Genomic DNA, 23,997 nt, shown 5'->3' on the forward strand with positions numbered 1-23,997 from the left:
TTTTACTGTTGTATAGATGCATAAATTCGATCTAACACTTCATCAATATTATCTTTTGTAATCACAATCCCAAAATCTTTTGGAATCGTATGATCTTCTTTATTGACAACTTTATGTGCAATCATTTTCCCCACTTCTGGCCGGAAATGATGTCCATCCATATAGTTGTCCAAGTTTGTTGTAACAGAGTTTATATACATAAAGTGTTGCACTTCTCCAAATACATCAACAACGTCATGAAGCCATCTTTTATACTCTTCCCATCTGCCAGACTGAATCATCGTCCGAAAAAGTGGCTCAGAAACAGGCGTTGTAAAAATATAAAACTTCGTATTTGGATTATGAGCTTTTACAGTACCTAATATTTCTTTCATATTTTGATATTCATAATTCCCACCATAGATTTCCCTACTAAATTTATCAACTTGTGCTTGAATTTGTGCATCTCTTTCTTCTTTCGTATACTCACGCATTTTCTTTATATTATCACGATTATATCGATCAATATCTGTACTCTGATGGATAGATGTCTTAATTGTCTGTAAAGAATAGGTAATCCCATCTGTACTCACATACGATTTAATTGGATATAACCAGCTCCGTGCCTGATCGATATACACGTTTGGCTTATCAAAACCAATCTCTCGGTTTCCATTCGTTCCAAGAAAATCTAAGCCAATCACAATAGATGATAATTCACTTCCCTTTTGTTCCTTTGCATATTCAATATATGCATCATATTCACGCGGATCCATACTACTAACCGCATAGTTAAATGCATGTAATCCAGTGAAATCATGCTGGTTAATAAATGTCGTTCGGCTGCTTCCCAATATAATACTATCGTAAGGAAACGGACGATATGATATGTAGTTTGTTTTTTGCTGTCTCTCATTAAATCCAAACTGAACATTATTCCACTTATTTTTATGAGGGAATATCCAAAGGGAATCAATATAGCTATTAAATATCCCTACCCCAATAAGCGGAATGAAAACAAATGCAGAAACGACAATAAGCCAATGTTTGTTTTTCATATTCCCCACCTAGAAATTAAAATATAAAAACTCACTAATACTTGTTAAATGTAGCACGCTATATACAAGCAATATTGCTGTAAATACTGCATTCCATATGTGAGGTCGAAACGTATCTCTTAACTGAATAGAATTCTTTAAGAAGAAACTAATACATAACGCACCCAAAATATAAACGACCATCGTCCGGTCTAATTGTGATACTTGATAACTTTCTGTAAACGAAATACTATACTGCGCCAAAAACTGCATTTTCTGCAATATAAATGCAGGAAACACACTGTTTGCTAGTTCAAATCCATTTAAGCCAATCATACCTTTTAATACTTTTATCGCATCATGCCACGATGTAGCACGGAAAAACACCCAAGTTATATTAATAAATAGGAATGTAATCAGCCAACCAGCCCACGGCGGCATACACCCGCCCATCTTTCTCCATAAACGATGAATCACTGAAGCAGCCCCGTGCAAAAATCCCCAGAAAATAAAGGTCCAACCAGCGCCGTGCCAAAGACCACTAATTAAAAAGACAATCATAATGTTTACATACGTTCGCGTTACGCCTTTACGATTCCCACCTAATGAAATATATACATATTTCGTTAAAAATTGACTGAGTGTCATATGCCAGCGATGCCAAAAATCCTGTATATTCACTGCTTTATACGGTGAATTGAAGTTTTGCGGCAATGTAATATTGAACAGTAAAGCGATTCCAATTGCCATATCGCTATACCCGCTAAAGTCAAAATACAGTTGAAATGTAAAAGCAAGTGACGATAGCCATGCTTCAACAAACGTTAAACTCGGTTGTACATCAAATCCTTCCCGAACAAGAGGTGATAGCACATCTGCAATCCCAACTTTTTTAAAAATCCCAATTGCAAATACGAATATCCCCAGCACAATGTACTTCGATTGCCAACGCTTCTTCTCACGATCCATAAATTGCGGCATAATTTGTGCATGATGCACAATTGGACCTGCAATCAATTGAGGGAAAAACGTAATAAACAACGCATAATCAAGAAAATGACATGCTTCTGTTTCTCCGTGATATGTATCTACTAAAAAAGCAATCTTTTGGAACGTATAAAAACTAATCGCAAGCGGTAATGTTAATGATAACAATGCAAAATGCGTTCCAAATAGTTCGTTTACATTTTCTAAAAAGAAATCATAATACTTAAAATAACTAAGCATTCCGATATTAAACAGTAAACCAACCGTTAACAGCACTTTACTTCTATGCTGCACAAGGTGCATCCCAATAAAATAGTTCACAATAAGCGATACTAACATAAGCGGCAAATACTTTACATTCCAATAACTATAGAAAAATAGCGATGCAAGCACAAGCCATACCTTTGCCAATGTCACATATCCAAATCTATTTAATAAAAAATATAAAAGAAACGCGATTGGTAAAAATAAAAAAATAAACTCAAATGAGTTAAATAACACACCATCTCTTCCCTTCTAAACGAATCACACTTTATCATCTTATCTTATCCAAATAGTGGGTGTCAAAGGGATTCCGCACATATAAAATATGACATATGAAGTGAAACTTATTTCATGATTCACCCTCCTCCCATTTTAATTGAATTATTAAAATGATAAAATATTAAAGGCACTTTTATGAGAAAAAATATATAATAGATATGTCGCTTTTTGGAAGATAAAATGAGTAATAATTCTTTCAATCTGTTCTAATAGAATGTATTTTATAAAAAGTGAGGAGAATAGCTTGGTATTTAGTAGTACTGTTTTCTTATTTATCTTTTTACCCTTAGTATTATTTTTCTATTTTATTGTGCGGGCTGCATTACGGAACTTCGTATTACTAGCATTTAGTTTACTCTTTTACGCATGGGGAGAACCACGTTTTGTTTTCTTAATGCTCTTCTCCATCCTATTAAACTACTGCTTCGGTTTACTCGTACATCGTTATGAGCAGCATAAAAATATGAAAATCACCTTTTTAATTATGGCGATTATCGGTAATATTTTACTTCTTGCTTATTTTAAGTATATTTCCTTCTTTGCTGACATTGTCAATCAAACATTGAACCTATCGATTCATATCGATCCTGTTCCATTACCAATTGGAATCTCATTCTATACGTTCCAAGCAATGTCTTATGTCATTGATATATACCGTAAAGATGGAAAGGTTCAAAAAAATCCGCTCGATTTAGCATTGTATATCTCGATTTTCCCGCAGCTCATTGCTGGGCCAATCGTTCGATACAATATCGTTGCGGAACAAATAAAATCGCGCATTCATTCTTTTGAAAAATTTACAGAAGGCATTCAAATCTTTATTCTTGGACTAGCAAAGAAAGTTTTAATCGCCAATCAAGTTGGATTTGTTGCTGATAAAATTTTTGCCCTTCCTCCTTCAGAAATAGGTGTCGGCACAGCATGGATTGGCATTATTGCCTATACACTACAAATTTATTTCGATTTTAGTGGATACTCTGATATGGCAATTGGACTTGGGAAAATGTTCGGATTTGATTTCCCTCGCAATTTCCATTACCCATACATTTCAAAATCTATTTCGGAATTTTGGAGAAGATGGCATATTACACTCGGTTCTTGGTTTCGCGATTATGTATATATCCCGCTCGGGGGAAATCGCGTCTCTAAACTAGCCAACTATCGAAATGTATGTATCGTTTGGGGGCTCACTGGTTTATGGCATGGTGCAAGTTGGACGTTCCTTGCTTGGGGATTATATTACGGATTGATTATTTCGATTGAAAAAGCAGGTCTTGAAAAACTGTTACAAAAACTATGGAAACCGCTGCAACATATGTATGTATTATTACTTGTTATGATTGGATGGGTCTTTTTTCGCGCTGACAATTTTGCATACTCGTTCCAATACTTACAATCAATGATTGGTCTTCATCATCCACTAACAGATGATAACACGATGTTATACTTACATGAATATGGTCTTGTCTTTCTCATTGCCTTCATTGCAGCAACACCAATTTTAATGCGCATTCAAAACGTACTCGAACTTGCGCCAAAGACGTATGCATTTTCTATGCAAATTGCACGTCCAATTATATTACTCACATTATTTATGATTTCGATTATGTATCTCGTTAATTCGACATATAATCCATTTATTTATTTTAGGTTCTAACTTATAAAGGAAGGAAAAGTAATTATGAAAAAATTGGGGAACTTTGTTCTTTGTATCGGTTTTCTCACCATTATCCTTTCATTTGGAATTATATCATTGCTGAAAACAGATCGTGCGATTTCACCTGTTGAAAATCGTCAACTTGCTCAAAAGCCTGTCCTGACAAAAGAATCGATTGTGTCGGGCAATTTCTTTAAAGATTTCGAAGCATATACAAACGATCAATTAGTGGGCCGAGATGAGCTCATAAAGACCTATACGCTTGCCCAGATCAAAATGGACAAGTCTCTCATTAACGATATCATTCTTACCGATGATAAATGGCTCTTAAAAAATCCGGCATGGACAACAAAATATAAAGAAATTGACGAGTCAATGCCAAGGATTCGAGAATTGTCTCAGTTTCTGAAAGAACAAAATATTGAGTTTTACTTTGCACTGCCGCCGTCTAAAACGAACGCCTTATCATTTAAATTACCTTCTCACATTCAAACATATGCGAAGGAAAATTTACAATACTTTTTAAATCAACTTCCAGCGGATGTAAAACCAATTAAAATTATGGAACATTTTCAGAAACAATATACACAAAAAGAAATACAAGATATGTATTTTAAAACAGATCATCACTGGAATATGGATGGTGCCTTTCTAGGCTACCAATACATTATGAATACGATAAAACAAGAATCTTCTATATATATAGGAAAAGAAGTGAAGCGAGAAGATTACACGCGAGTATGTGCAAAAAACAAGCATCTCGTTGGTAGCTTTAATAACCAATTGTATCAGCTCATCGATGCAACAGGTGAAAAACTATGCTATTACACACCAAAGGGTGGCTTCCACTTCACAAGTGTTACGGTCAAAGATGCAAATGGCACAATTTATCATTCACTAGATGAACTATATGGTACAGAAAAACAAAAGGGCACAACATCATACGCAGGGTATTACACAAACGATTATCCGGAAATTATCTTTGAAAATCATGATGCACCAAACAATACCCGTATTTTAATTTTAAAAGACTCATTTGCAAATGCGATCATACCGCACTTCGCCCAAAACTTTAAACATACATCAATACTAGATTTACGTCACTATCACGAAAAAGATGTTTACCAATACATAAAAGACAACAATATTAATATGGTCTTGTTTGTATATAGTGACTCCAATTTAAGTGGTGAAATGTTTAAGTTTAAGCAATAATCATAAGATAAGCCCCTTTAGAAATCTCTAAAGGGGCTTATCTCATTAGAACAAAAACAATCCCCACGCCACTAGTAGCGCAGGGATTAGTAATCAATTAGATTTCTTCTTTAATTACGTTGATTGTTACAGCTTTTGTACCATACTCAGTAGTTGGTGCAACTCTATCTTTCAATACTTTAAAGATAACTGTACCTTTATCTCCAAATGCAGTTGTTACACCTTTGAAGACATCATTTTTCTTATCAGCAGTTTCATCAGCTAAGAAGTCGAATAGTTCATTTCCTTCTTTAGATACTGTATCATTTGATTTCACAGCTGTTACATAACCAAGCGCAACATCGTTACCATCAAATGTAGCATTGTCGTTGCGGTCAAGGTAAAGTTTACCTTGTTCTGGATTTGCTGCATCATCTACAATACGTACTTTATGTTCTGTGTTGATATTTAATTTGATACCGTTTATAACATCATCTTTATCACTCTTCACAACGTCAAGCACTCTATGAATATCTACTTTACGATTTTCAAATTGTTCCACTTCTACATCTTTAAATTTAACAGATGTAATTTGAATATTTTCTTGTGTAACAGTAATTGTAGCGTGTCCAGCTGTAGCGCCATCTTTCGTTAAAATAACATCTGTAACACCTGCTTTTTTACCTGTTACTTTTAATGCTTTTCCATCAATTTTAGCTTCCGCAATTTCCTCATTACCTACTCTAAATTCGTAACCTTCTAAGCTTGCTGCATCTGCATATACACCTTCTGTAGTGTAGTTAGATAATTGATATGCAACTGTATTTCCTGCTGCAAGTGTAGTATCTGCTGCTTGATCTTTTTGACCTGCTTTAGAAACTAGCTCGAAACGTGGAGCGTCATGACCGATATTGCTCTTCGTAACTTCAACATGAAGTGAGCCGTAACCTTCGCCGCTTGCATTGTTATTTGGGTTTTGGAAGTGGATTGTACCTGCTCCCACTTTCGCACCTTTTACTAGAATAGAAGATGTGCCAATTGAACCTTCTTTTGTTGTAGTAACATCTAGAGCTTTTACAATACCTGTTTGCGGTAACACTTCTTTAATTGCGTCAGTGTTTGCACCAAATGGATCGCCATATTGGTCAGTTGTTACAAATGTTACTGGTAACTCTTTGCCTTCAACAACTTTTAATTGATCTGGATTTGCTTTTACAGTTGTAAGTTTACGTGCATCCGTTTTTACAACAAAGTTAAAGTCTTTTGTTACATCGCCCACTTTAACAGTAAGTGTTGCAGAACCAGCTGCTTCCGCTTTAATTTCACCGTTTTTCACGGAGATAACACCTGGATTAGATGATTTCAAGCTAATTGCATTAGGATCAACAACTTTGTTCTCTTTATTAATTTGAGCAACAACTTTATGGATACCTGCTTTTTCACCAGCAACTAATGTTTTACTATTTAAAGTAAAGTCTGTTCCATTTAGTACTTTAGCATAATTTACTTTTCCGTCTCTATTTGCATCTACTGCAAAGACAACATTTTTAATTGCTGTTGCTTCTGCATCAAGGTTTTTCACTTCGATAAAGCCAGTGTTTGTAATGGTAATGCCGCCGCGTTTTGTCACTTGTACTTCCACTTTATATTTACCTTCAGCGATACCTTCAGCTAGTTTACCAGTTGTTGACTCTGCAGAACCTCCTTCAAAGATTTCTGCCGGAGTACCATCTAAGTTATTCGCAACAAATTTCACATCGTAACCAGCTATATCTAAATATTCGATGTCAGCGTTGCCTTTTTCGTCATTCACTTTAAATACAACTGCTTGACCTGCACGATCGTCATCAAATGTAAGTGGTTCTACACGTAATTTTTTCACTTCATATACATATTTCGCATTGAATGAATCATCTTTTACTTTTACAGTAAGATCTTTATTTGGAGCAACTTTACCGCTAAGTGTTACAGTTGCTGTTTTTCCATCTTCACTTGCTTGAATTGCAATCGCTTTGTTTCCTTCAAGCGTTACATCTTCAGCAGCAAGCTTTTTCAATCCTGTACCAGTTAATGTTAACTCTGTTGGTCCAGAAACAGAAACGTTCGTTACTTTCGCTTCACTGTTATCTTCTTTTCCATATTTACTATGTGTTTGTGCAATAAATTGAGCTGCCTCTGCACGAGTTACAGATTTATCTGGCTCCCAAGCCTTACCTGTACCTACAGAAATGCCAAGGTTAACGAGGATATTTGCTTTTTCTTCGCCCCAATGTCCTCTTAAGTCATCAAATTTTGTCACTAATGTGCCGTTTACTTTATCTTTTAAGTTATATGCATTTACTAACATAGATGCGAAAGAAGCACGATCGATTTTACCTTCTGGATAGAAGTTATCTTTACCGTCACCGACGATAACACCTGCTTTTTCAACTGCCGCAATGTATTTTGCAGCCCATGTATTTTTAGCATCTTTGAAAGATGGCTGAGCATTTTCATCAATTGGTAATTCTAAAAGCTGTGCAAAGATCGTTGCTGCAGAAGCGCGGTCAATCGCTTCACTTGGACCATATGTGCCATCTGGTTTACCTTTGATAGCACCTTGATCTACTAAATAATAAATGGATTCTGCTGCCCAATGATCAGATGGAACATCTGGGAACGATTTATTTTCCGCTGCTACTGGAGATACAACTCCCGCCACCATTGCCGCTGTCATTGTACCTGCAATTACTTTCTTGTAAGAGTTATTCTTTGCCATTTCTCTCTTTTCCTCCTTTAGGACTATGTTACTAGTTTCATAATCATATGTAATTTGAAAACTAGTTACTTATAAACCTATTAATCGAAAAACTACATACAAACATACATACAAATTCCAAAGAGTTTCACATAATTATAGATAGTAGAAAAAATATTAGGTAAAATAATACATTTTTACTATCTTTTTGAAACAAGTTCATCATACTATATTCGGTTATTTTTTTTCAACAGTTTTATCAAAAGAAGATTCGACATTTTCCGATAATTCAACTTTTTATTGTGTTATCAAGATATAGTCAATAATAAAACCACTTCTACTATTCCATAGGATCAATTTTTCCATTTGTATATCAAATACACAAATGGAATTATATCACAAATAAACACATTATTATCCAAATATTTTTTTGCAGCATCTGTAATATTCAGACTTTTAATGACAATATACCTCGTTTTTCGACAATATCATTCATATTTCTAATCTATTTTTAGTAAGAAAATATTGGGATTTACAAAATCTTTACATATATTGCAAGAGGTTTTGATAGGGTGAGGATATATTTCTCAATAAAGATATATAGTAAAATTGAGAATTTTTTATTTTGTAAACCAAATAAAAAGCCTATGATACTCATAGACTTTTGTCTATTTTCTCATAGGCTTTTACTAATCATTTAATGTATCAAATGATTTTAAATTAGTTTTTTGGTGCTTCTTTAATAGATACAGCTACTCTTACTGGTTTGTCAAATTCAACTTTTTGTGTTTTCTCACCTTTTTTAACAGTAAGTTCTTTAACAAAGACAGAAGTTGAACCTTTTTCACCAAATAAACCAGTTTCATCAGCTACAACATTTGTATCTGCAGAAACAAATTTCACATCAGTTACAGTTGCACTTGCTTCAGTTGCAGGTACGTTATCAACAGATAGAATGTTTGCAAGCTCAGCTTTTAAATCAGCTTTTGGAGCCACATCTTTAAGAGTTGTGCTTGTAAATTCTACTGCTAGTTTTTTAGCAGCTGGTGCTGTATCAACAACTTTAAATGAGTGAGTTGTGATTAACTTACCATCTAATTTAACAGCTACTTTATAAGTTTCACCAGCTTTTACATCTGTACCAAGAGCAATTACACGGTTATCTTTTACAGAAATTTGTGCACTAGTTGCAGGTACTTCTTTACCTTCTTTATCTGTTGTTGTTACTTCTAATTCAGCATCTTCTGCACCTTTTAAAACTAAACCATTTGCATCAACTGGAAGAATCGAAACAGTCATTTCATTTTTCTTGTGTTCATCAGTAACATATTTATCTAATTCGTTCTCTAAACCACGAACTTCAAATTTAGAGAATAAACCTGGGTCTTTTAACTCTAATGCTAATTTAGCTTTAACTTCTTTTTCACCAGAAATAGCTGTTAATTCTACTGTGTATTTACCAGCTTTTTGGCCGTTAGAATTTACTACTAATTCTTTGTTTTTATAATCAGCTTTTAATGCATGTTTTGTTAGTTCTTTGCCATCTTTATCGTAAACTTTTACTTCTACTTTATCAGCATCAAAGTCTTTGCCATATTGGTCTAATACCGGTGCTTCTACTTTGAAGTCTGTTACATCTTTTGTAGAAAGAGTTAAGTTTGTTTTTTCTAATTTAATTTCGTTCATTGCTTTTTTAGCAAAAGTTTCGATTTCAACTGTTTTTGTAGCAAGTTCTTTACCGTTTTCATCTTTAACAGTTACTTTTACTGGCGCTTTTCCTGCACTTAGTACTGTTACCTTACCTGTAGCTTTATCTACCACTGCTACTTCTGTATTTAATGATTCATATTCAACTTTTCCAGTTGTTACCATATTAAATTGGTCTTTCAATTCTACTTGAACGTAAGCATTGTCGTCTTCATAAACTTTATTATTTTGTTTGAAATCTTTAGAAGTAAAGTCAGCTTTATTTTGTTCTGTAACTGTCCAATTAGAGATTGAAGCTACTGTAGCACCTTCAGCAGAAACTTTTACAGTTTTACTTTCAGCTACTACTTTATCGCCTTTTTTGTATACTGCTTTTACAGTAGTTGAAATACCTTTTTCTAAAGTAATCTCACCATTTTCATTAATTGTTCCTTCAGCTGGAGTTTCAAATTTAATACCAGTTGGTGAAACAATTTCAGTACCGTTTTCATCAGTAACTTTGTATTGTAATTTAGTTGCTTTTCCAGCTACAACTGTTTGATCAGCCATTTCAATTGTTTTTGGTTCTAAAGAGCCAACAGTTACTTCTGTTTTACCAACATTATTTACATCTACAGTGTAAGTTTGTTTAGCTTCTAGTTTACCGTATAATTCAACTGTAGCAGTTGTTTTATCTTCAGATAAAGTTACATCTTTAACTAATACTTTATCGTTGTTAGCTTTGTTTGCTACCTTCACATCTTCTTTAGTTAATTTTTCAACAGCTTTGTCGAATTTAACTTCTAATTTTTGAGATGTAGCTACTTTTGCAGAGTCAACTTTTGCTGCTGCACCGAACTTCTTATCAGTGTTTGCAATAAATTGAGCTGCTTCTGCACGAGTTACAGATTTGTTTGGCTCCCAAGCGCTACCTGTACCTACAGAGATTCCTAATTCAACTAGGATGTTCGCTTTCTTTTCACCCCAATGATTTTTTAAGTCATCGAATTTCGTTTTTAATTCTCCACTTACTTTAGAATCTAATTTGTAAGCTCCTACAAGCATAGCTGCCATTGAAGCACGATCGATTTTTCCATTTGGATCGAATGTGCCGTCACCTTTACCTGCAACTACACCAGCTTTTTCTACAGCTGCGATGAATTTTGAAGCCCAGTGATCTTGAGCATCTTTGAAAGATGGTTTTGCATTCTCTTCAATTTTTAAGTTTAAAATTTGAGCCATCATTGTAGCTGCTTCTGCACGAGTTACTGTGCGGTCAGGAGCAAATGTACCGTCATCGTTACCTTTGATAGCACCTTTTTCTACTAAGTAGTAAACTGAGTCTTTTGACCAGTGATTTTCTACGTCTGGGAATGTTTTACCTGCTGCTGCTACTGGAGAAACAACGCCTGCTACCATTGCAGCTGTCATTGTACCAGCGATTACTTTTTTGTAAGAGTTATTCTTTGCCATTTTATCTATTTCCTCCTTCAGGAATGTAATACTAGCTTCATAATGTATGTATAAAAATGTATTTTTTTACAAATTATGAAACTAGTAAATATAATGTGTTAAAAATTCATCTTAATAGAATGAAAAAATCATCCATAAAGTAGAACAATAAACATAATACACCATTTTTGGATATTTTTAAACATTTTTCAACAGTTAATTTCGACAAAAATGGTAACATTTCAATTTCTTAAATATGTAATTTTCTATTTCTACGGAAAAATAACTTCCAATAAAATCAAAAAAATACATATATATCAATGATTTCATCTAAATTACATTCGTATTCTTTAGATATATCTATATTCAACTATAACAGGGACAATCGTCATATTTCAACATCTAATTGTTACTATTTTTCGACTTTATACGACAAAACAGACTTCTTTTCGCGAAAAGCATATAAATAAAAAAGATCAAGGTGTCACAATCACCTTGATCTTTTTTATTCACTCACATTATTGATATATTTTTTCATAATCTAGAAGCTAGATTATGATATTGATTCGTTCTCTCATTCTTAGATATTTTTAGTGTTATTTATAAAAGAGGGAATGACATCTAAATTTTCGATTTCACTTCTCTTTTTGCCCCTTCTCTTGTATGTAAATCATAAATAATGTGCTTGGAAGCTTTTGAAATTTGTTCACGTAATTCTTCCACGCGCTGACCTAGTGTCAACTGTACATTTTCTTTTTGTTGAAGTTGTTTCATCGCCATGCTATATAATGTTTCTGCTGTCCAATCTCCATCTACGTTGCCAATGATCGGCTGATTCACTTGTTGTAAAAAGGAATCAATCTTTGGATCGTATGAAATACCAATCATAGGTATATTTGCTACTGCAGCAAATATAAGCGCATGGAGTCTCATTCCAATTAACAGGGAACATTCTGATAAAATAGCAATTTTTTCGTGAATATCCATTTTATACGGGAGCATATGAGCTTCTTCCCCCATTAAATTAATAATATCACGAGATGCATTTTGATCGAACGGTCCATGCATCGGTACAAACAAAATATGATAGCCCTCTTGCTTAAACTTCTTTAACGTTTCAGCTAACTTTCTCATATAATCTTCTTTTGCATCCCAGTAACGAACACTCACTGCAATCACTTTCCCCTGAACAGATTGCTTTTGTAACCAGCCTGAATGTTGCTGCTCTGGCTGACAAGCTAATACGGGGTCAGGGACAAGTTCAATACCTTTCTTAATACCAATTTCTTTTAAATACAGAAAAGAGTCTTCATCACGCACTGAGATATATTCTGCTTTTGACACATGCCATTTTACTAATAATCGATTTTGCTTCTTTGTAATGGGACCAATTCCTTGTGCATAAATATAGTACGGTTTCTTCAAAAAACGAGCTAAGCGCATAATACCTGTATAATATAAGATGCTTTTAATACTCGTTTTATCTTGTAATAAGCTACCGCCTCCACTAATGAGACCATTACTTTGTTTTATCTCGCGATAAATCGCTTTTATATCCCAGCGATTTACTGCTTCTACACCGTACATTTTCCTTGTATAGTCAGGATCATTGGAAAGTACAACAAGTTGAAGAGTAGGATCCTCTTCATGTAATGCCTTAATAATTGACTGCAAAATCGCTTCGTCCCCAACATTATAAAAACCGTAATATCCTGATAAAACTAACCGCACTCTTAATCTCCTCCAACATTTCGCAATCAACTCTTTTTGTACTTAAACAAATGGCCATCAACTCCTTGATAAAAAAGGTTTGATAACATAAAACTAATAGCTTCCCTACTAAAGCTATTCATTGCTTTTATCTATTCCGCATCAGCGGATATGAATCTCTACAAATGAGAGTACTAAATGTTCTATTTCCTTAAAAAGGATATCTGTTCTTTCGATATCCAGTCAAGTTTTAATGCACATAAACCATATAATAGCGTTGCCAAACAAAATGCGATTCCGCTGTATAAAAGCGCAAAAAATCTTGAATCCGTTACAGGTATGGTAGTAGATACCTCATATAAACCAAATCCTAAAATACAGGATACACAAATGACAGCAAAAAATCTGCCTATATGAATGGAATACGCAAGATATTTACGAATATACATTTGATTTACAATGCAAATCAATATATATATAAACAGCGTGCTATAAGCTGCTCCGCTTATACCAAACTCTCCCACAAGTACAATATTGAATACAATCTTTACGAAACTTGCACAAATCACAATCCATGCAGCTTTCATCGAATGATTAATGCCTTGCAAAATACCTATTGATAATACCATAAGTGAAGTAAAATACGAACTACCAATCACAACGGCTAACATACCGCTCCCTTTCGCATCTGTAAACAAACCTACATTTAAAGGTACTGTTAACGCAATGAGCCAAACTGTCATAGGCATTGTTAAAACATGGGCAAGTTCTGTTGTACGCTGCACTGTTACTCTCGCTAACTGGGTGTCGTGCTTCGTTAAAGCTGACGTTAATAATGGAATTAGCGGAAATACCATAGCACTCGCAAACACGACAATTAATTGCGTAAAAGCAAAGCCGCGACTATATATACCAAATTGCGCATGAATCGTTTCAGAGGATTCATGCAGTAAACTCGGAATGGTAATGGAGTCTATTAAATTTAAAATGGGCATAGATAACGCGCCAATTGCAATCGGAATCGAAATGTGCAATATTCTCTTTCCATCTCGTTTCAAGTCTTGAAATGTGTATGTTTTCGTCTTATAACGATATGGACTTTTACTATACTGGACACGCAAGTATAGCAGTGAGCTCATTACGCCAAGAACCGCGCCAATCATCGCCCCACCTGTTACGACATCGCTACTTTCATTCCAAACAACACATACATACGCAATTGTCAGCATAAAAAACACGCGAACAAACTGTTCAATCACTTGTGACACGCCAGTTGGAGCCATATCTCCAAACCCTTGAAAATACCCGCGATATACTGCCATATACGGCGCAACCAAAAGTGCAAATGAAGTGATAATAAGTGACAGTCTTGTCTCTTGCCCTCCAAGCATATTAGCAATTGTGCTAGATCCAAGTACAATAACAACGCAGCCAATTAATCCAAATATACTGCCTATAATAGAGGCAGAAGTAAATAATTTCGCTATCCTTTCTTGCTCATTCTTTTCATGAAGTTCTGCTATTAATTTAGATATCGCTACTGGAACCCCGGCAACCGATAAAGTTAAAGCTATCATATATACAGGAAAAACAAGGCGAAAAATACCTAATACCTCATCTCCTGCAATGTTTTGTAATGGGATTTGAAAAAAACTTCCCAACAGCTTCGATAGAAACGTTGTAATCGTTAAAATCGCAGCCCCTTTAATGAACTTTTTATTCATGTTCCTTCTCTTTTCTTTTCATATATTGAATGAATTTTGAATATTTTTATCGAAATATTCAAATAGATAAAGTGTATACACAATATATATAAATTCACTTTCCGAGCATATAAACCATAGCCATGAAACAAAAAGAAAATTTACATTCATTTTCTTTTTCATTTCATATAACATAGCTGATAAAAACACTGACCACTTCTATATATAGTAGGATGTTCTCTTTCGAAATGCTCTTCAAAATTCGTACAAGCACCACCTTATCTCATTAAGTTATCATACCAAATTTCTCATATATTGAATACTCTCTTTCTTTTTCTATCGAAAATAAAATGTATGAAATGTAAGTTTATTACCCATATTTTTCTTCTATTTACTCCTTCTACTTTTTCTAGAGAAACATGTGATATAATGAAGCTATTGTCAGTAAGAGGAGTGTTACAAAATGCTGAATTCGGTAAAAAAGCTGTTAGGAGATTCTCAGAAAAGAAAGTTAAAAAAGTATGAACAACTCGTAAATAAAATAAATCAATTAGAACCGGACATGGAACGTTTATCAGATGAAGAATTGCGTCAAAAAACAACGATATTTCAAAATATGCTCCAAAACGGAAAAACAATTGATAATATAAAAGTAGAGGCATTCGCGGTTGTACGTGAAGCCGCAAAGCGCGTACTTGGCTTGCGTCACTATGATGTTCAGTTAATTGGAGGACTTGTATTATTAGAAGGAAATATCGCTGAAATGCCAACTGGTGAAGGGAAAACGCTCGTTTCTTCTTTACCGACATATGTGCGTGCTCTAGAAGGCAAAGGGGTTCATGTTATTACAGTAAACGATTATTTAGCAAAACGGGATAAAGAGTTAATCGGACAAGTGCATGAGTTTCTTGGTTTACAAGTTGGGCTAAACATCCCACAAATTGATCCATCTGAAAAGAAACTTGCCTATCAAGCTGATATTACATATGGTATCGGAACAGAATTCGGATTTGACTATCTTCGTGATAATATGGCTCCTTCCTTAGCAGATCAAGTACAACGCCCGTACCATTTTGCGATTATTGATGAAATCGATAGTGTCTTAATTGATGAAGCTAAAACACCACTTATTATCGCTGGAAAAAAATCAAGTAGTTCTGAATTACACTATTTATGTGCAAAGGTTATTCAATCATTTAAAGATACTTTGCATTATACATACGATGCAGAAACAAAATCTTCTAGTTTCACAGAGGAAGGAATTTCGAAAATAGAAGATTTATTTGATATTGATAACTTATATGATCTTGAACATCAAACATTGTATCATTATATGATTCAAGCGCTACGTGCGCATGTAACCTTCCAACGAGATGTTGACTACATTGTCCATGATGATAAGATTATGCTCGTTGATATTTTTACAGGGCGCGTGATGGATGGACGCTCTTTAAGCGATGGATTACATCAAGCAATTGAAGCAAAAGAAGGCTTACAAATTACAGAGGAAAATCAAACCCAAGCATCGATTACAATTCAAAACTTCTTCCGTATGTATCCTACATTATCTGGAATGACTGGTACAGCGAAAACGGAAGAAAAAGAATTCAACCGTGTGTATAATATGGAAGTGATCCCGATTCCAACGAATCGTCCTGTTATTCGTGAAGATAAAAAAGATGTCGTATACGTAACCGCTGACGCTAAATATAAAGCTGTGCGTGAAGAAGTCATCAAACGTCATAAAACGGGACAACCTATTTTAATTGGGACAATGTCCATTTTGCAATCCGAAACGGTTGCTCGTTATTTAGATGAAGCTGGATTGTCCTACCAGTTATTAAATGCTAAAAGCGCTGAGCAAGAAGCGGACTTAATTGCAACAGCCGGTCAAAAAGGACAAATTACAATTGCGACAAATATGGCTGGACGCGGAACCGATATTTTGCTAGGTGAAGGTGTTCATGAGCTTGGGGGATTGCATGTAATCGGTACAGAGCGCCATGAATCTCGCCGCGTTGATAACCAATTAAAGGGACGCGCTGGTCGACAAGGTGACCCTGGAAGTTCTCAGTTCTTCCTTTCATTAGAAGATGATTTAATCCAGCGCTTTGCACATGAAGAAGTGGAAAAGTTAAAAAAATCACTACAAGCAGACAGTTCAGGTCTTATTCAATCAGCAAAAATTCATGACTTTGTTAACCGTACACAATTAATTTGTGAAGGTAGCCATTTCTCTATGCGTGAATATAACTTAAAATTAGATGATGTGATTAATGATCAACGAAATGTCATTTATAAACTTCGCAATCGTTTCTTAAATGAGGAAACAGATATGATAGAAACTTTCATTCCGATGATTGAACATGCAGTCGATGCCATTGCAAAACAACATCTTCTAGAAGGAATGCTTCCGGAAGAATGGGATTTCACAAAATTAATAGCTGCTTTACAGGAAGTTTTACCATCTGAATCGTTCCCAGAACTATCGGCTAATAATATCCATTCTCCTGAAGATTTACAGGCTGAATTAAAAGATACAATTGCTGATTATATTGAGCGCGTCAAAGAACTAGATAGCCATACAGACTTACAACAGTCATTACGCCAAGTTGGTCTTCACTTCCTAGATCAAAACTGGATTAACCACTTAGAAGCAATGAACCATTTAAAAGAAGGTATTGGACTAAGACACTATCAACAAGAAGACCCGACACGCCTTTATCAAAAAGAAGGGCTGGAAATTTTCTTATATACATATAGTACTTTCGAAAAAGATATGTGCCGATATGTCGCACGTCACTTAACAGTGCCACAAAACGTATAATGAGGTGAAGTTTTATGCTGTCATTTTTAAAAAGAGCAAAGAAAAAAGGGAAGGATTCCGCTGTTTCAAGTGATCAATTATTTGGTCAAAAAGAAGCAACTCCCCAAAATAAAACAGTTAAACCTGTTCTATATTTTCATCCTAGCTGGGGGGAAGTAGCTCAAGAACAAAAATATATTTATCAGTTCTTACATAAAGAGTTACCACGTTTACAAGAAAATCAAATTTCTTTATCTGGGATTGAAATTGAAAAGCGTGAGGGCTCCTATGCTGTAGCTGCTTTTATTCGCAGCAGCATTCCGAAGCCAATTTCTTTCGAAGAAGTAACGTTATTACTATTAAATAAAGAGGATGAGCTGTGCGCACGTAAAACATTTAACTTATCAGACATTGGCGATATTCCTGCCAATGTAAATATGCCTTGGGTTTTCACATTCGATGAAGAAACAATTACCGATGCAGAATTATCTCAAACAGATTGGCAATTAGCATTCGAATTAGAGGGCGAGCATCGCTTAGATTTAGATCCGACTTGGGAAACACAACTATCTCCACAAGGTAAGGAAGCTTTACGCAACTTTGTAGAAAGTTTAACACCTCCTCAAAATGGTGAGTTAAACTTCTTAGGTTTACAAGCTGCTCAAAAAGAAAATGGCGATTTACATGCGACTATTTTAATCCGTAATGGCTGCAAGCGTAATATTCAACTAAAGCAGCTTCCACTTCATATCGAAGATGCATCTGGCGAAATAGTTGTGAAAGGTGCTTTTACATTACCAAACCTTGAAATTAAAGCAAATTCAACAAAACCGTGGTCATTTATCTTCCCTGTTTCTTTCGTACTGAAAAAAGAGATGGACTTATCCACATGGAAAGCAATTGTACCACAAGATTAATAAAATAAGAGAAGGCAGAGTAAACATGTCTTCCCTTATTTATTTCTATCATTAAAAGAGCCTATACAAAAGAATGGAGTCCCTCATCCTTTTGTATAGGCTCTTTTTCTATGTAAAATCTATTTTGTTACAAGTAAACGGTCAATATGATACTGTGCTTCTAATTTACACATTTCATCCACATGTTTTACCTTATGTTTCTTTAATTGTTCTTTCTGTTCTTCCGTCGGCTCTTCATTAATTAGCTCATTTATTTTCTCGTTTACTCTCATTGCTAATGCTTGATGGAAATCTGGATGTTCTTTTAGTTCACGATCTACTTTATGAAGCCAAGTCGATCTTGTGTATAAGTATTGTTTCCACTGCTCAACAAACTGTTGCATATCAAATTTTTCCGCATTCCACTCAATGTCTTTCATATACTGTTCAAAAGAAGCAACAATTGAGCGCGTAATCCCAATTTTTACACCATGTGGTAACTGTTTGTACATCAAATATTCCCTCCAGCTTAACGCTCCTCCAAATAAAAGGAAGATTAAATTCATATATTCTTAATGATAGCATATTGCTAATATAAAATGTTACTATACTGCCTAAAATTTTAAATGTCAATTTTAATATAAAATACTAATATATAAATATTAAAACCTCCCAAACATAGATTCATATAAACACTGTATGTAGAAAGATAAAAAACAACTTTGACCACTACATATAATGATCTCTTCCATCTTTAGAAAAAGAACGCGCTATGCTATAATGAACAAATTAAATCTTATAATATATACTTTGGAGGCTTTATGCTAACTTTTGAAGAGAAATTATCAATTATCGAGTCCTTCCCGCAACTAGAAAGAAAAAATGTATCGTTAAAGCGCGTTAACTTTCACTTTGAAGAAAGTCGTTTAGATAAAAAGAACGTTGTCTATCATTTACACCCAAATGGAAATGGTTTCGTATATGCAAGTGGAATTAGCGGTTATAAAACAGATGATAAAGGCATGGTAAATATCCGCGATTTTTCAGCAGATGAACTGCGAACACTCATTCAAAAAGCAATTGAGCGGCTATCACATACCCCAGAAGAAATCGTGATACAAGCTGCACCGGTAACAGAAGAGGAATGGCGGAATGAAGATGGTCATACGCTTACACTCATTCACGAAGACGATATGTGGAACGTATACGCCGGCTTAAACTTAGATGGTACATTTAATTCCTATCCAGAAGCAGCGGAATACCTAGATGAAGAAGGCTTTTCACGTAAATAAGAATGAAACAGGAGCCCTTTGACTCCTGTTTTTCTTCTATTTCTTCGCACCTTTTAACGACTCACGGAGTATAAATTTTTGAAGCTTTCCGCTTGCATTTCGCGGAAGTTCATCGACAAATATATAATGGCGTGGGCGCTTATAATCAGCCAATTGGTCGCTTTCTTTACAAAATTTTTCTAAATCAGCTGCTGTTACATACTCATCTTTTTTCACGATCACTGCAACAACACGTTCCCCCCACAATTCATCTGGTTCACCAAGAACAGCAACATCCAATACACCTGGATGACTATGAAGGAAATCTTCAATTTCACGCGGATAAATATTCACTCCACCGCTAATTACCATATCGTCTACACGATCAGCCACATATAAATAACCATCTCTATCTAAATATCCTAAATCACCTGAATGGTACCACCCCTTGTACAATGCTTTTGCTGTCGCCTCATCATGATTATGATAGCCCGCCATCATACATGGCCCACGCAAAATAATCTCCCCTACTTCATAAGGAGGTAATACATCATCTGGTTCAGATGGTCCCTCCTCATTCGGCTTCACAATGCGAATTTCATGACTAAAGCAAAGCGTCCCCGCAGAACCAGCTTTCGTAATTTGATCTTCTTCTACTAAAAAAGCAACGACTGGTCCCATTTCTGTCATACCATAAATTTGGACAAGATCAATAAAAAGACGCTCCTTGCATTCTTTCACAAGTGCCGGTGCCATTGCCGCGCCGCCATATATCCCAACCTTCATCGATTGTAGTTCATACTGTGATAAATCCTCTTGCAACATCATATTCCACATCGTTGGCGCGGCAAAGAATGTTGTAATTTTTTCCGTTTCTATCGAATGTAATACTGTCTTTGTATCGAAGTGGTGTAAAATAACATTTTTTCCGCCGACTTGAATACGCGGCAAAATGCCAGCATTTAATTCTCCGCAGTGATAAAGCGGCGCTACCGAAAGCCCGATACTATCTCTGTTATACTTTAAGAAATATGTACAAATCATACTATGCTCTGCAATTTCACGGTGACGATGTAACACGCCTTTTGGATGACCTGTTGTACCACTTGTATATAGCATAGAACAAAAGTCTGTTTCTTCTATTACTATATCGACTTCTGTTGATGGTGCAGCCTGTACCTTTTCATGATATGACTCAGCATAATGAGGTTTGTCATCTTCTATATACCAAAAAGAACTGTTTGGGAAATCTTTTTCAATAGCAGCAACTGTTTGTTCAACAGCTTTTTCAAATACAACAACTTTTGAGGATGCATCTTGAAGAATATAAGCGACTTCTTTTGCTTTTAAGCGGAAATTAATTGGATTGAAGATTGCGCCGATTTTAGAACAAGCTAGGTAAACGTTTACAAATTCATAACAATTATATAAATAAACCGATACAGTATCCCCTTTTTTCACCCCTTCAGCTAATAAAGCATGCGCCGTTTTATTTACTTGTTCATCCCATTCTGTATATGTCCAGCGAATATTTCTTGCCGGTTCTACTAATGCTTCTTTATTTGGATACTTACCAACTGTTAAATCAAAAATTCTCCCAATCGTCATATACATGCCAAAATATGCCCCCTTTATACTTTCATAATTTTATCATTTCGTGTATAGATAGACATTTCCTTCACATTTTTACTTTCTTTTTCTGATGTTTCTCGACATGATCACCACTCGGGCTGTTATTGCCCTAAAATAGCGAAATAAAACATACATCATCACAGAAGCGGTCTCGGTATATGAAATTATATCGGCGCAAGTAGCACTTTTATCGGCGATTGAGCACGAAATATCAGCGCAAAATGAAAAATATCGGTGATTTGACACGAGATATCGACCAGACGACAAAATTCGCCACCCCATCACTACCAAAAAAAGAGCCCATCCAAAAGGACAGACTTATTTTCGTTTAACAAAATAGTTCTTCTAAAATCTTTAGCTTATCTTCTGTATATTTTACATAGCCATCATTGTATGACTTTGGATCTTTCGGATTGGCAAAATGTGTAATGGCTCCTGTTTTCGGATGAACAAATTTACTTGATGCACCGCAACCAAGACCAATAATAGACTGCACTTCTTCCATAATTACAATATTATAGATGCTCTCTTGCGTTGGCATCGCATACCCTACATTCTCTAAGTTTCCTAAAATATTTTTTTGACGATATAAGTAGTATGGTACGTAATTATGTTTTTTCGTCCACTCTTCTGCTTCATGCATCATCGCAGTAATTTCTTCGCGACCAGCAACTTTATATTTGCGCTTATTTTGCGTCATTTCAGAAGCACGTTTAAATGATAGTGTGTGCACAGTTAATGATTCTGGCATTAACTTTTCCGTTTCAGCTAACGTATGCTGAAAGATTTCTAACCCTTCACCTGGAAGACCAATAATTAAGTCCATATTAATATTGTTCATTCCCATTTTACGTGCTAAATGATACTTCTCAATTGTCTCTTCTACTGTATGATGGCGCCCAATCGCCTTTAACGTTTCTTGATGGTACGACTGCGGATTAATGCTAATACGGTCAATATTCCATTTATTTAATACTTCTAGTTTTTCTGGTGTAATGGTATCTGGACGCCCTGCCTCAACCGTTACTTCACGCACATTTTCCACATCTGGAAAGGATTCATACATTTGTTCATACAACATATCCATCTCTTCTGCTGTAATACTTGTCGGTGTACCACCGCCGTAATAAATCGTCGTAACTTTAATTCCCTTTGCCTTTAAGAACGCACCAATTTCACGAATTTCATAATGCAGACCGCCTAAGAAGGAATCAACAGAGCCTTGGCGTCCGTTAATCGCATAAGCTGGGAACGTACAATACGCACATTTCGTTGGACAAAACGGAATGCCGATATAAATACTTACTTCTTCCTTTAAGCGATATAAATCAGGAATAACTGATAATTGACAATCGACGATGCGCTGCAATAATTTAATCTTTTCTTCATCAATTAAATAACTATCACGAAGTTCTTTATGCGCCTCTTCTTTTGACATACCACTTTGTAGCATTTTATGAAGAAGTTTTGTCGGACGTACCCCTGTTAAAATTCCCCAGCTCTGTTTTATTCCAGTTAGTTGCTGTAAAACTGAAAGATACACATAGGAAACAACATGCTTCACTTGTTTCATACGTTCTTTTTCTACTCCATAAGAAGATAAATCTTTAGAAAATGTTTGCTTATATACATTTCCTGTCACAACGTCTGTTAAACAGGCAGAAGCCGTTACATTTCCTTCAATTTGTATATCAACAATAAGATTTGCCCCTTCTTTCTCAAACCCTATCGTACTCTCCTCAAAAAACAAGCCACTAATATGTTGTAGCGGACGTAAAAAACGATCATCTTGTAACGTTTTAATTGAAATTAACAACCCTTATCACCTTTTCATTTGTAAACTCTCTTTAGTTTACTTGAAGGGCGTTTTTAGGTCAATATAGAAGATTTTACTACTTTTTTATGTAAACCATGTATTGCATCCCCTCTTTTTCTCTTCCCATTAAATCACCATTTTATGTAACTCATAAATGCTTAACTTAACTAAAAAACGGACTATTATATGCCTATAATAGTCCGTTTAAATCAATCTAGTTATATTTTCTTTTATTCACTACTAACATTAATAGTCCTAGCACAAACAACACTCCACCTACATGTCCTCCATATGACATATGACCACCCGTCTGTGGCAATTGTTTTCCGCCACCTTTTGATGATCCATGTACTTCGGATTTCGCTTGTACTTGATGTTTTCCAAACCGACTTGTTTCTTCTGGCTGTGGTTGCCCTTCTAATTCATCCATTGTTTCCCATGTTTCTTCAGTTTCTTTTTCTTCATCCACGCCTTCTACTTGTGGTTTTTCTACTTTTGGATCCTGTAATTTCTCTTCTTCCTCTTCTTTTGCTGTTTCCAGCTCTGGGTGCTCTTCTTTTAACTCATCTGTTGTTTCCCATGTCTCTTCCATTCCCTGCTCTTCTGCTTTTGAATCGTTGAATTCCCTTCCTTCTGTTGTCTTCTCTTCACCCACGCCTTCCACTTGTGGTTTCTCTACTTTTGCATCGTGTAGTTTCTCTTCTTCCAATTCTTTCGCTGTTTCTGGCTCTAGTTCTGGGTGCTCTTCTTTTAATTCATCCGTTGTTTCCTCAGTTTCTTTCTCTTCACCCATACCTTCTACTTGTGGTTTCTCTACTTTTGGATCCTGTAATTTCTCTTCTTCCTCTTCTTCCAATTCTTTCGCTGTTTCCGGTTTTGGGTGCTCTTCTT

At 35.3% G+C, this 23,997-nt stretch carries 15 protein-coding genes; 5 read left to right on the forward strand and 10 right to left on the reverse strand.

Annotated elements, in window-relative coordinates; translation table 11 throughout:
- Positions 1 to 2: 2 nt before the first annotated feature.
- Both MR056_RS06370 and MR056_RS06375 read right to left on the reverse strand, forming a co-directional pair.
- Positions 3 to 1,037: a BTB/POZ domain-containing protein gene (locus MR056_RS06370; RefSeq protein ID WP_011983820.1), complete on the reverse strand. Its 1,035-nt coding sequence runs from the start codon at positions 1,035 to 1,037 to the stop codon at positions 3 to 5.
- A gap of 9 nt (positions 1,038 to 1,046) precedes the next feature.
- Entirely contained in the window at positions 1,047 to 2,504 is a 1,458-nt protein-coding gene (locus tag MR056_RS06375; RefSeq protein ID WP_011983819.1) for an MBOAT family O-acyltransferase, read from the reverse strand.
- A gap of 286 nt (positions 2,505 to 2,790) precedes the next feature.
- Between MR056_RS06375 and MR056_RS06380 the strand changes: the two genes are divergently transcribed.
- Positions 2,791 to 4,203, forward strand: coding sequence for an MBOAT family O-acyltransferase (locus MR056_RS06380; RefSeq protein ID WP_011983818.1), 1,413 nt, complete (start codon positions 2,791 to 2,793; stop codon positions 4,201 to 4,203).
- Positions 4,204 to 4,227: 24 nt separating this feature from the next.
- Entirely contained in the window at positions 4,228 to 5,418 is a 1,191-nt protein-coding gene (gene patB1, locus MR056_RS06385; protein ID WP_087094548.1) for a secondary cell wall polysaccharide O-acetyltransferase PatB1, read from the forward strand.
- Positions 5,419 to 5,515: 97 nt separating this feature from the next.
- Here the strand turns inward: patB1 and MR056_RS06390 are convergent, their stop codons facing one another.
- From MR056_RS06390 to MR056_RS06405, 4 genes are all read right to left on the reverse strand, one after another.
- Positions 5,516 to 8,155, reverse strand: a complete 2,640-nt coding sequence (locus MR056_RS06390) for an S-layer homology domain-containing protein (protein ID WP_048723137.1) — start codon at positions 8,153 to 8,155, stop codon at positions 5,516 to 5,518.
- 699 nt (positions 8,156 to 8,854) lie between these two features.
- On the reverse strand, positions 8,855 to 11,293 hold the full coding sequence (locus MR056_RS06395) for an S-layer homology domain-containing protein (RefSeq protein WP_210370678.1): 2,439 nt from the start codon (positions 11,291 to 11,293) through the stop codon (positions 8,855 to 8,857).
- A gap of 600 nt (positions 11,294 to 11,893) precedes the next feature.
- Positions 11,894 to 13,003, reverse strand: coding sequence for a polysaccharide pyruvyl transferase CsaB (gene csaB, locus MR056_RS06400; protein ID WP_011983814.1), 1,110 nt, complete (start codon positions 13,001 to 13,003; stop codon positions 11,894 to 11,896).
- A 182-nt stretch (positions 13,004 to 13,185) separates the two neighbouring features.
- Positions 13,186 to 14,706: a putative polysaccharide biosynthesis protein gene (locus MR056_RS06405; protein ID WP_242136529.1), complete on the reverse strand. Its 1,521-nt coding sequence runs from the start codon at positions 14,704 to 14,706 to the stop codon at positions 13,186 to 13,188.
- A gap of 442 nt (positions 14,707 to 15,148) precedes the next feature.
- Here MR056_RS06405 and secA2 point away from each other — a divergent pair, with 442 nt between their 5' ends.
- Positions 15,149 to 17,512, forward strand: coding sequence for an accessory Sec system translocase SecA2 (gene secA2, locus MR056_RS06410; RefSeq protein WP_011983812.1), 2,364 nt, complete (start codon positions 15,149 to 15,151; stop codon positions 17,510 to 17,512).
- Between the two features lie 14 nt (positions 17,513 to 17,526).
- Positions 17,527 to 18,408, forward strand: coding sequence for an accessory Sec system S-layer assembly protein (locus MR056_RS06415; protein ID WP_048723141.1), 882 nt, complete (start codon positions 17,527 to 17,529; stop codon positions 18,406 to 18,408).
- A gap of 119 nt (positions 18,409 to 18,527) precedes the next feature.
- On the opposite strand, the gene MR056_RS06420 is transcribed toward MR056_RS06415, so the two are convergent.
- Entirely contained in the window at positions 18,528 to 18,899 is a 372-nt protein-coding gene (locus MR056_RS06420; RefSeq protein ID WP_011983810.1) for a hypothetical protein, read from the reverse strand.
- 309 nt (positions 18,900 to 19,208) lie between these two features.
- On the opposite strand from MR056_RS06420, the gene MR056_RS06425 reads away from it, so the two are divergent.
- On the forward strand, positions 19,209 to 19,679 hold the full coding sequence (locus MR056_RS06425) for a hypothetical protein (protein ID WP_048723142.1): 471 nt from the start codon (positions 19,209 to 19,211) through the stop codon (positions 19,677 to 19,679).
- Positions 19,680 to 19,715: 36 nt separating this feature from the next.
- On the opposite strand, the gene MR056_RS06430 is transcribed toward MR056_RS06425, so the two are convergent.
- The 3 genes from MR056_RS06430 to MR056_RS06440 all read right to left on the reverse strand — a co-directional run.
- Positions 19,716 to 21,272 carry a fatty acid--CoA ligase gene (locus tag MR056_RS06430; protein WP_048723143.1) on the reverse strand — a complete coding sequence of 519 codons (1,557 nt, stop codon included), beginning with the start codon at positions 21,270 to 21,272 and terminating at the stop codon, positions 19,716 to 19,718.
- A gap of 346 nt (positions 21,273 to 21,618) precedes the next feature.
- On the reverse strand, positions 21,619 to 23,106 hold the full coding sequence (locus tag MR056_RS06435; RefSeq protein ID WP_048723144.1) for a coproporphyrinogen III oxidase: 1,488 nt from the start codon (positions 23,104 to 23,106) through the stop codon (positions 21,619 to 21,621).
- Between the two features lie 214 nt (positions 23,107 to 23,320).
- Positions 23,321 to 23,997 (reverse strand): LPXTG cell wall anchor domain-containing protein (locus MR056_RS06440; RefSeq protein ID WP_242136530.1); only part of this gene is annotated, 677 nt, incomplete at its 5' end.

The sequence above is a fragment of the Bacillus cereus group sp. BfR-BA-01360 genome (assembly GCF_022663595.1).
In the GTDB taxonomy this organism is placed as follows: Bacteria; Bacillota; Bacilli; order Bacillales; family Bacillaceae_G; genus Bacillus_A; species Bacillus_A cytotoxicus.

What these genes read in the sequence shown, in the direction of transcription:
- MR056_RS06420 (WP_011983810.1), bottom strand. Translation starts at nt 18,899, where the DNA reads ATGTACAAACAGTTACCACATGGTGTAAAAATTGGGATTACGCGCTCA.
- MR056_RS06430 (WP_048723143.1), bottom strand. Translation starts at nt 21,272, where the DNA reads ATGTATATGACGATTGGGAGAATTTTTGATTTAACAGTTGGTAAGTAT.
- MR056_RS06405 (WP_242136529.1), bottom strand. Translation starts at nt 14,706, where the DNA reads ATGAATAAAAAGTTCATTAAAGGGGCTGCGATTTTAACGATTACAACG.
- patB1 (WP_087094548.1), top strand. Translation starts at nt 4,228, where the DNA reads ATGAAAAAATTGGGGAACTTTGTTCTTTGTATCGGTTTTCTCACCATT.
- secA2 (WP_011983812.1), top strand. Translation starts at nt 15,149, where the DNA reads ATGCTGAATTCGGTAAAAAAGCTGTTAGGAGATTCTCAGAAAAGAAAG.
- MR056_RS06370 (WP_011983820.1), bottom strand. Translation starts at nt 1,037, where the DNA reads ATGAAAAACAAACATTGGCTTATTGTCGTTTCTGCATTTGTTTTCATT.
- MR056_RS06425 (WP_048723142.1), top strand. Translation starts at nt 19,209, where the DNA reads ATGCTAACTTTTGAAGAGAAATTATCAATTATCGAGTCCTTCCCGCAA.
- MR056_RS06395 (WP_210370678.1), bottom strand. Translation starts at nt 11,293, where the DNA reads ATGGCAAAGAATAACTCTTACAAAAAAGTAATCGCTGGTACAATGACA.
- MR056_RS06390 (WP_048723137.1), bottom strand. Translation starts at nt 8,155, where the DNA reads ATGGCAAAGAATAACTCTTACAAGAAAGTAATTGCAGGTACAATGACA.
- MR056_RS06415 (WP_048723141.1), top strand. Translation starts at nt 17,527, where the DNA reads ATGCTGTCATTTTTAAAAAGAGCAAAGAAAAAAGGGAAGGATTCCGCT.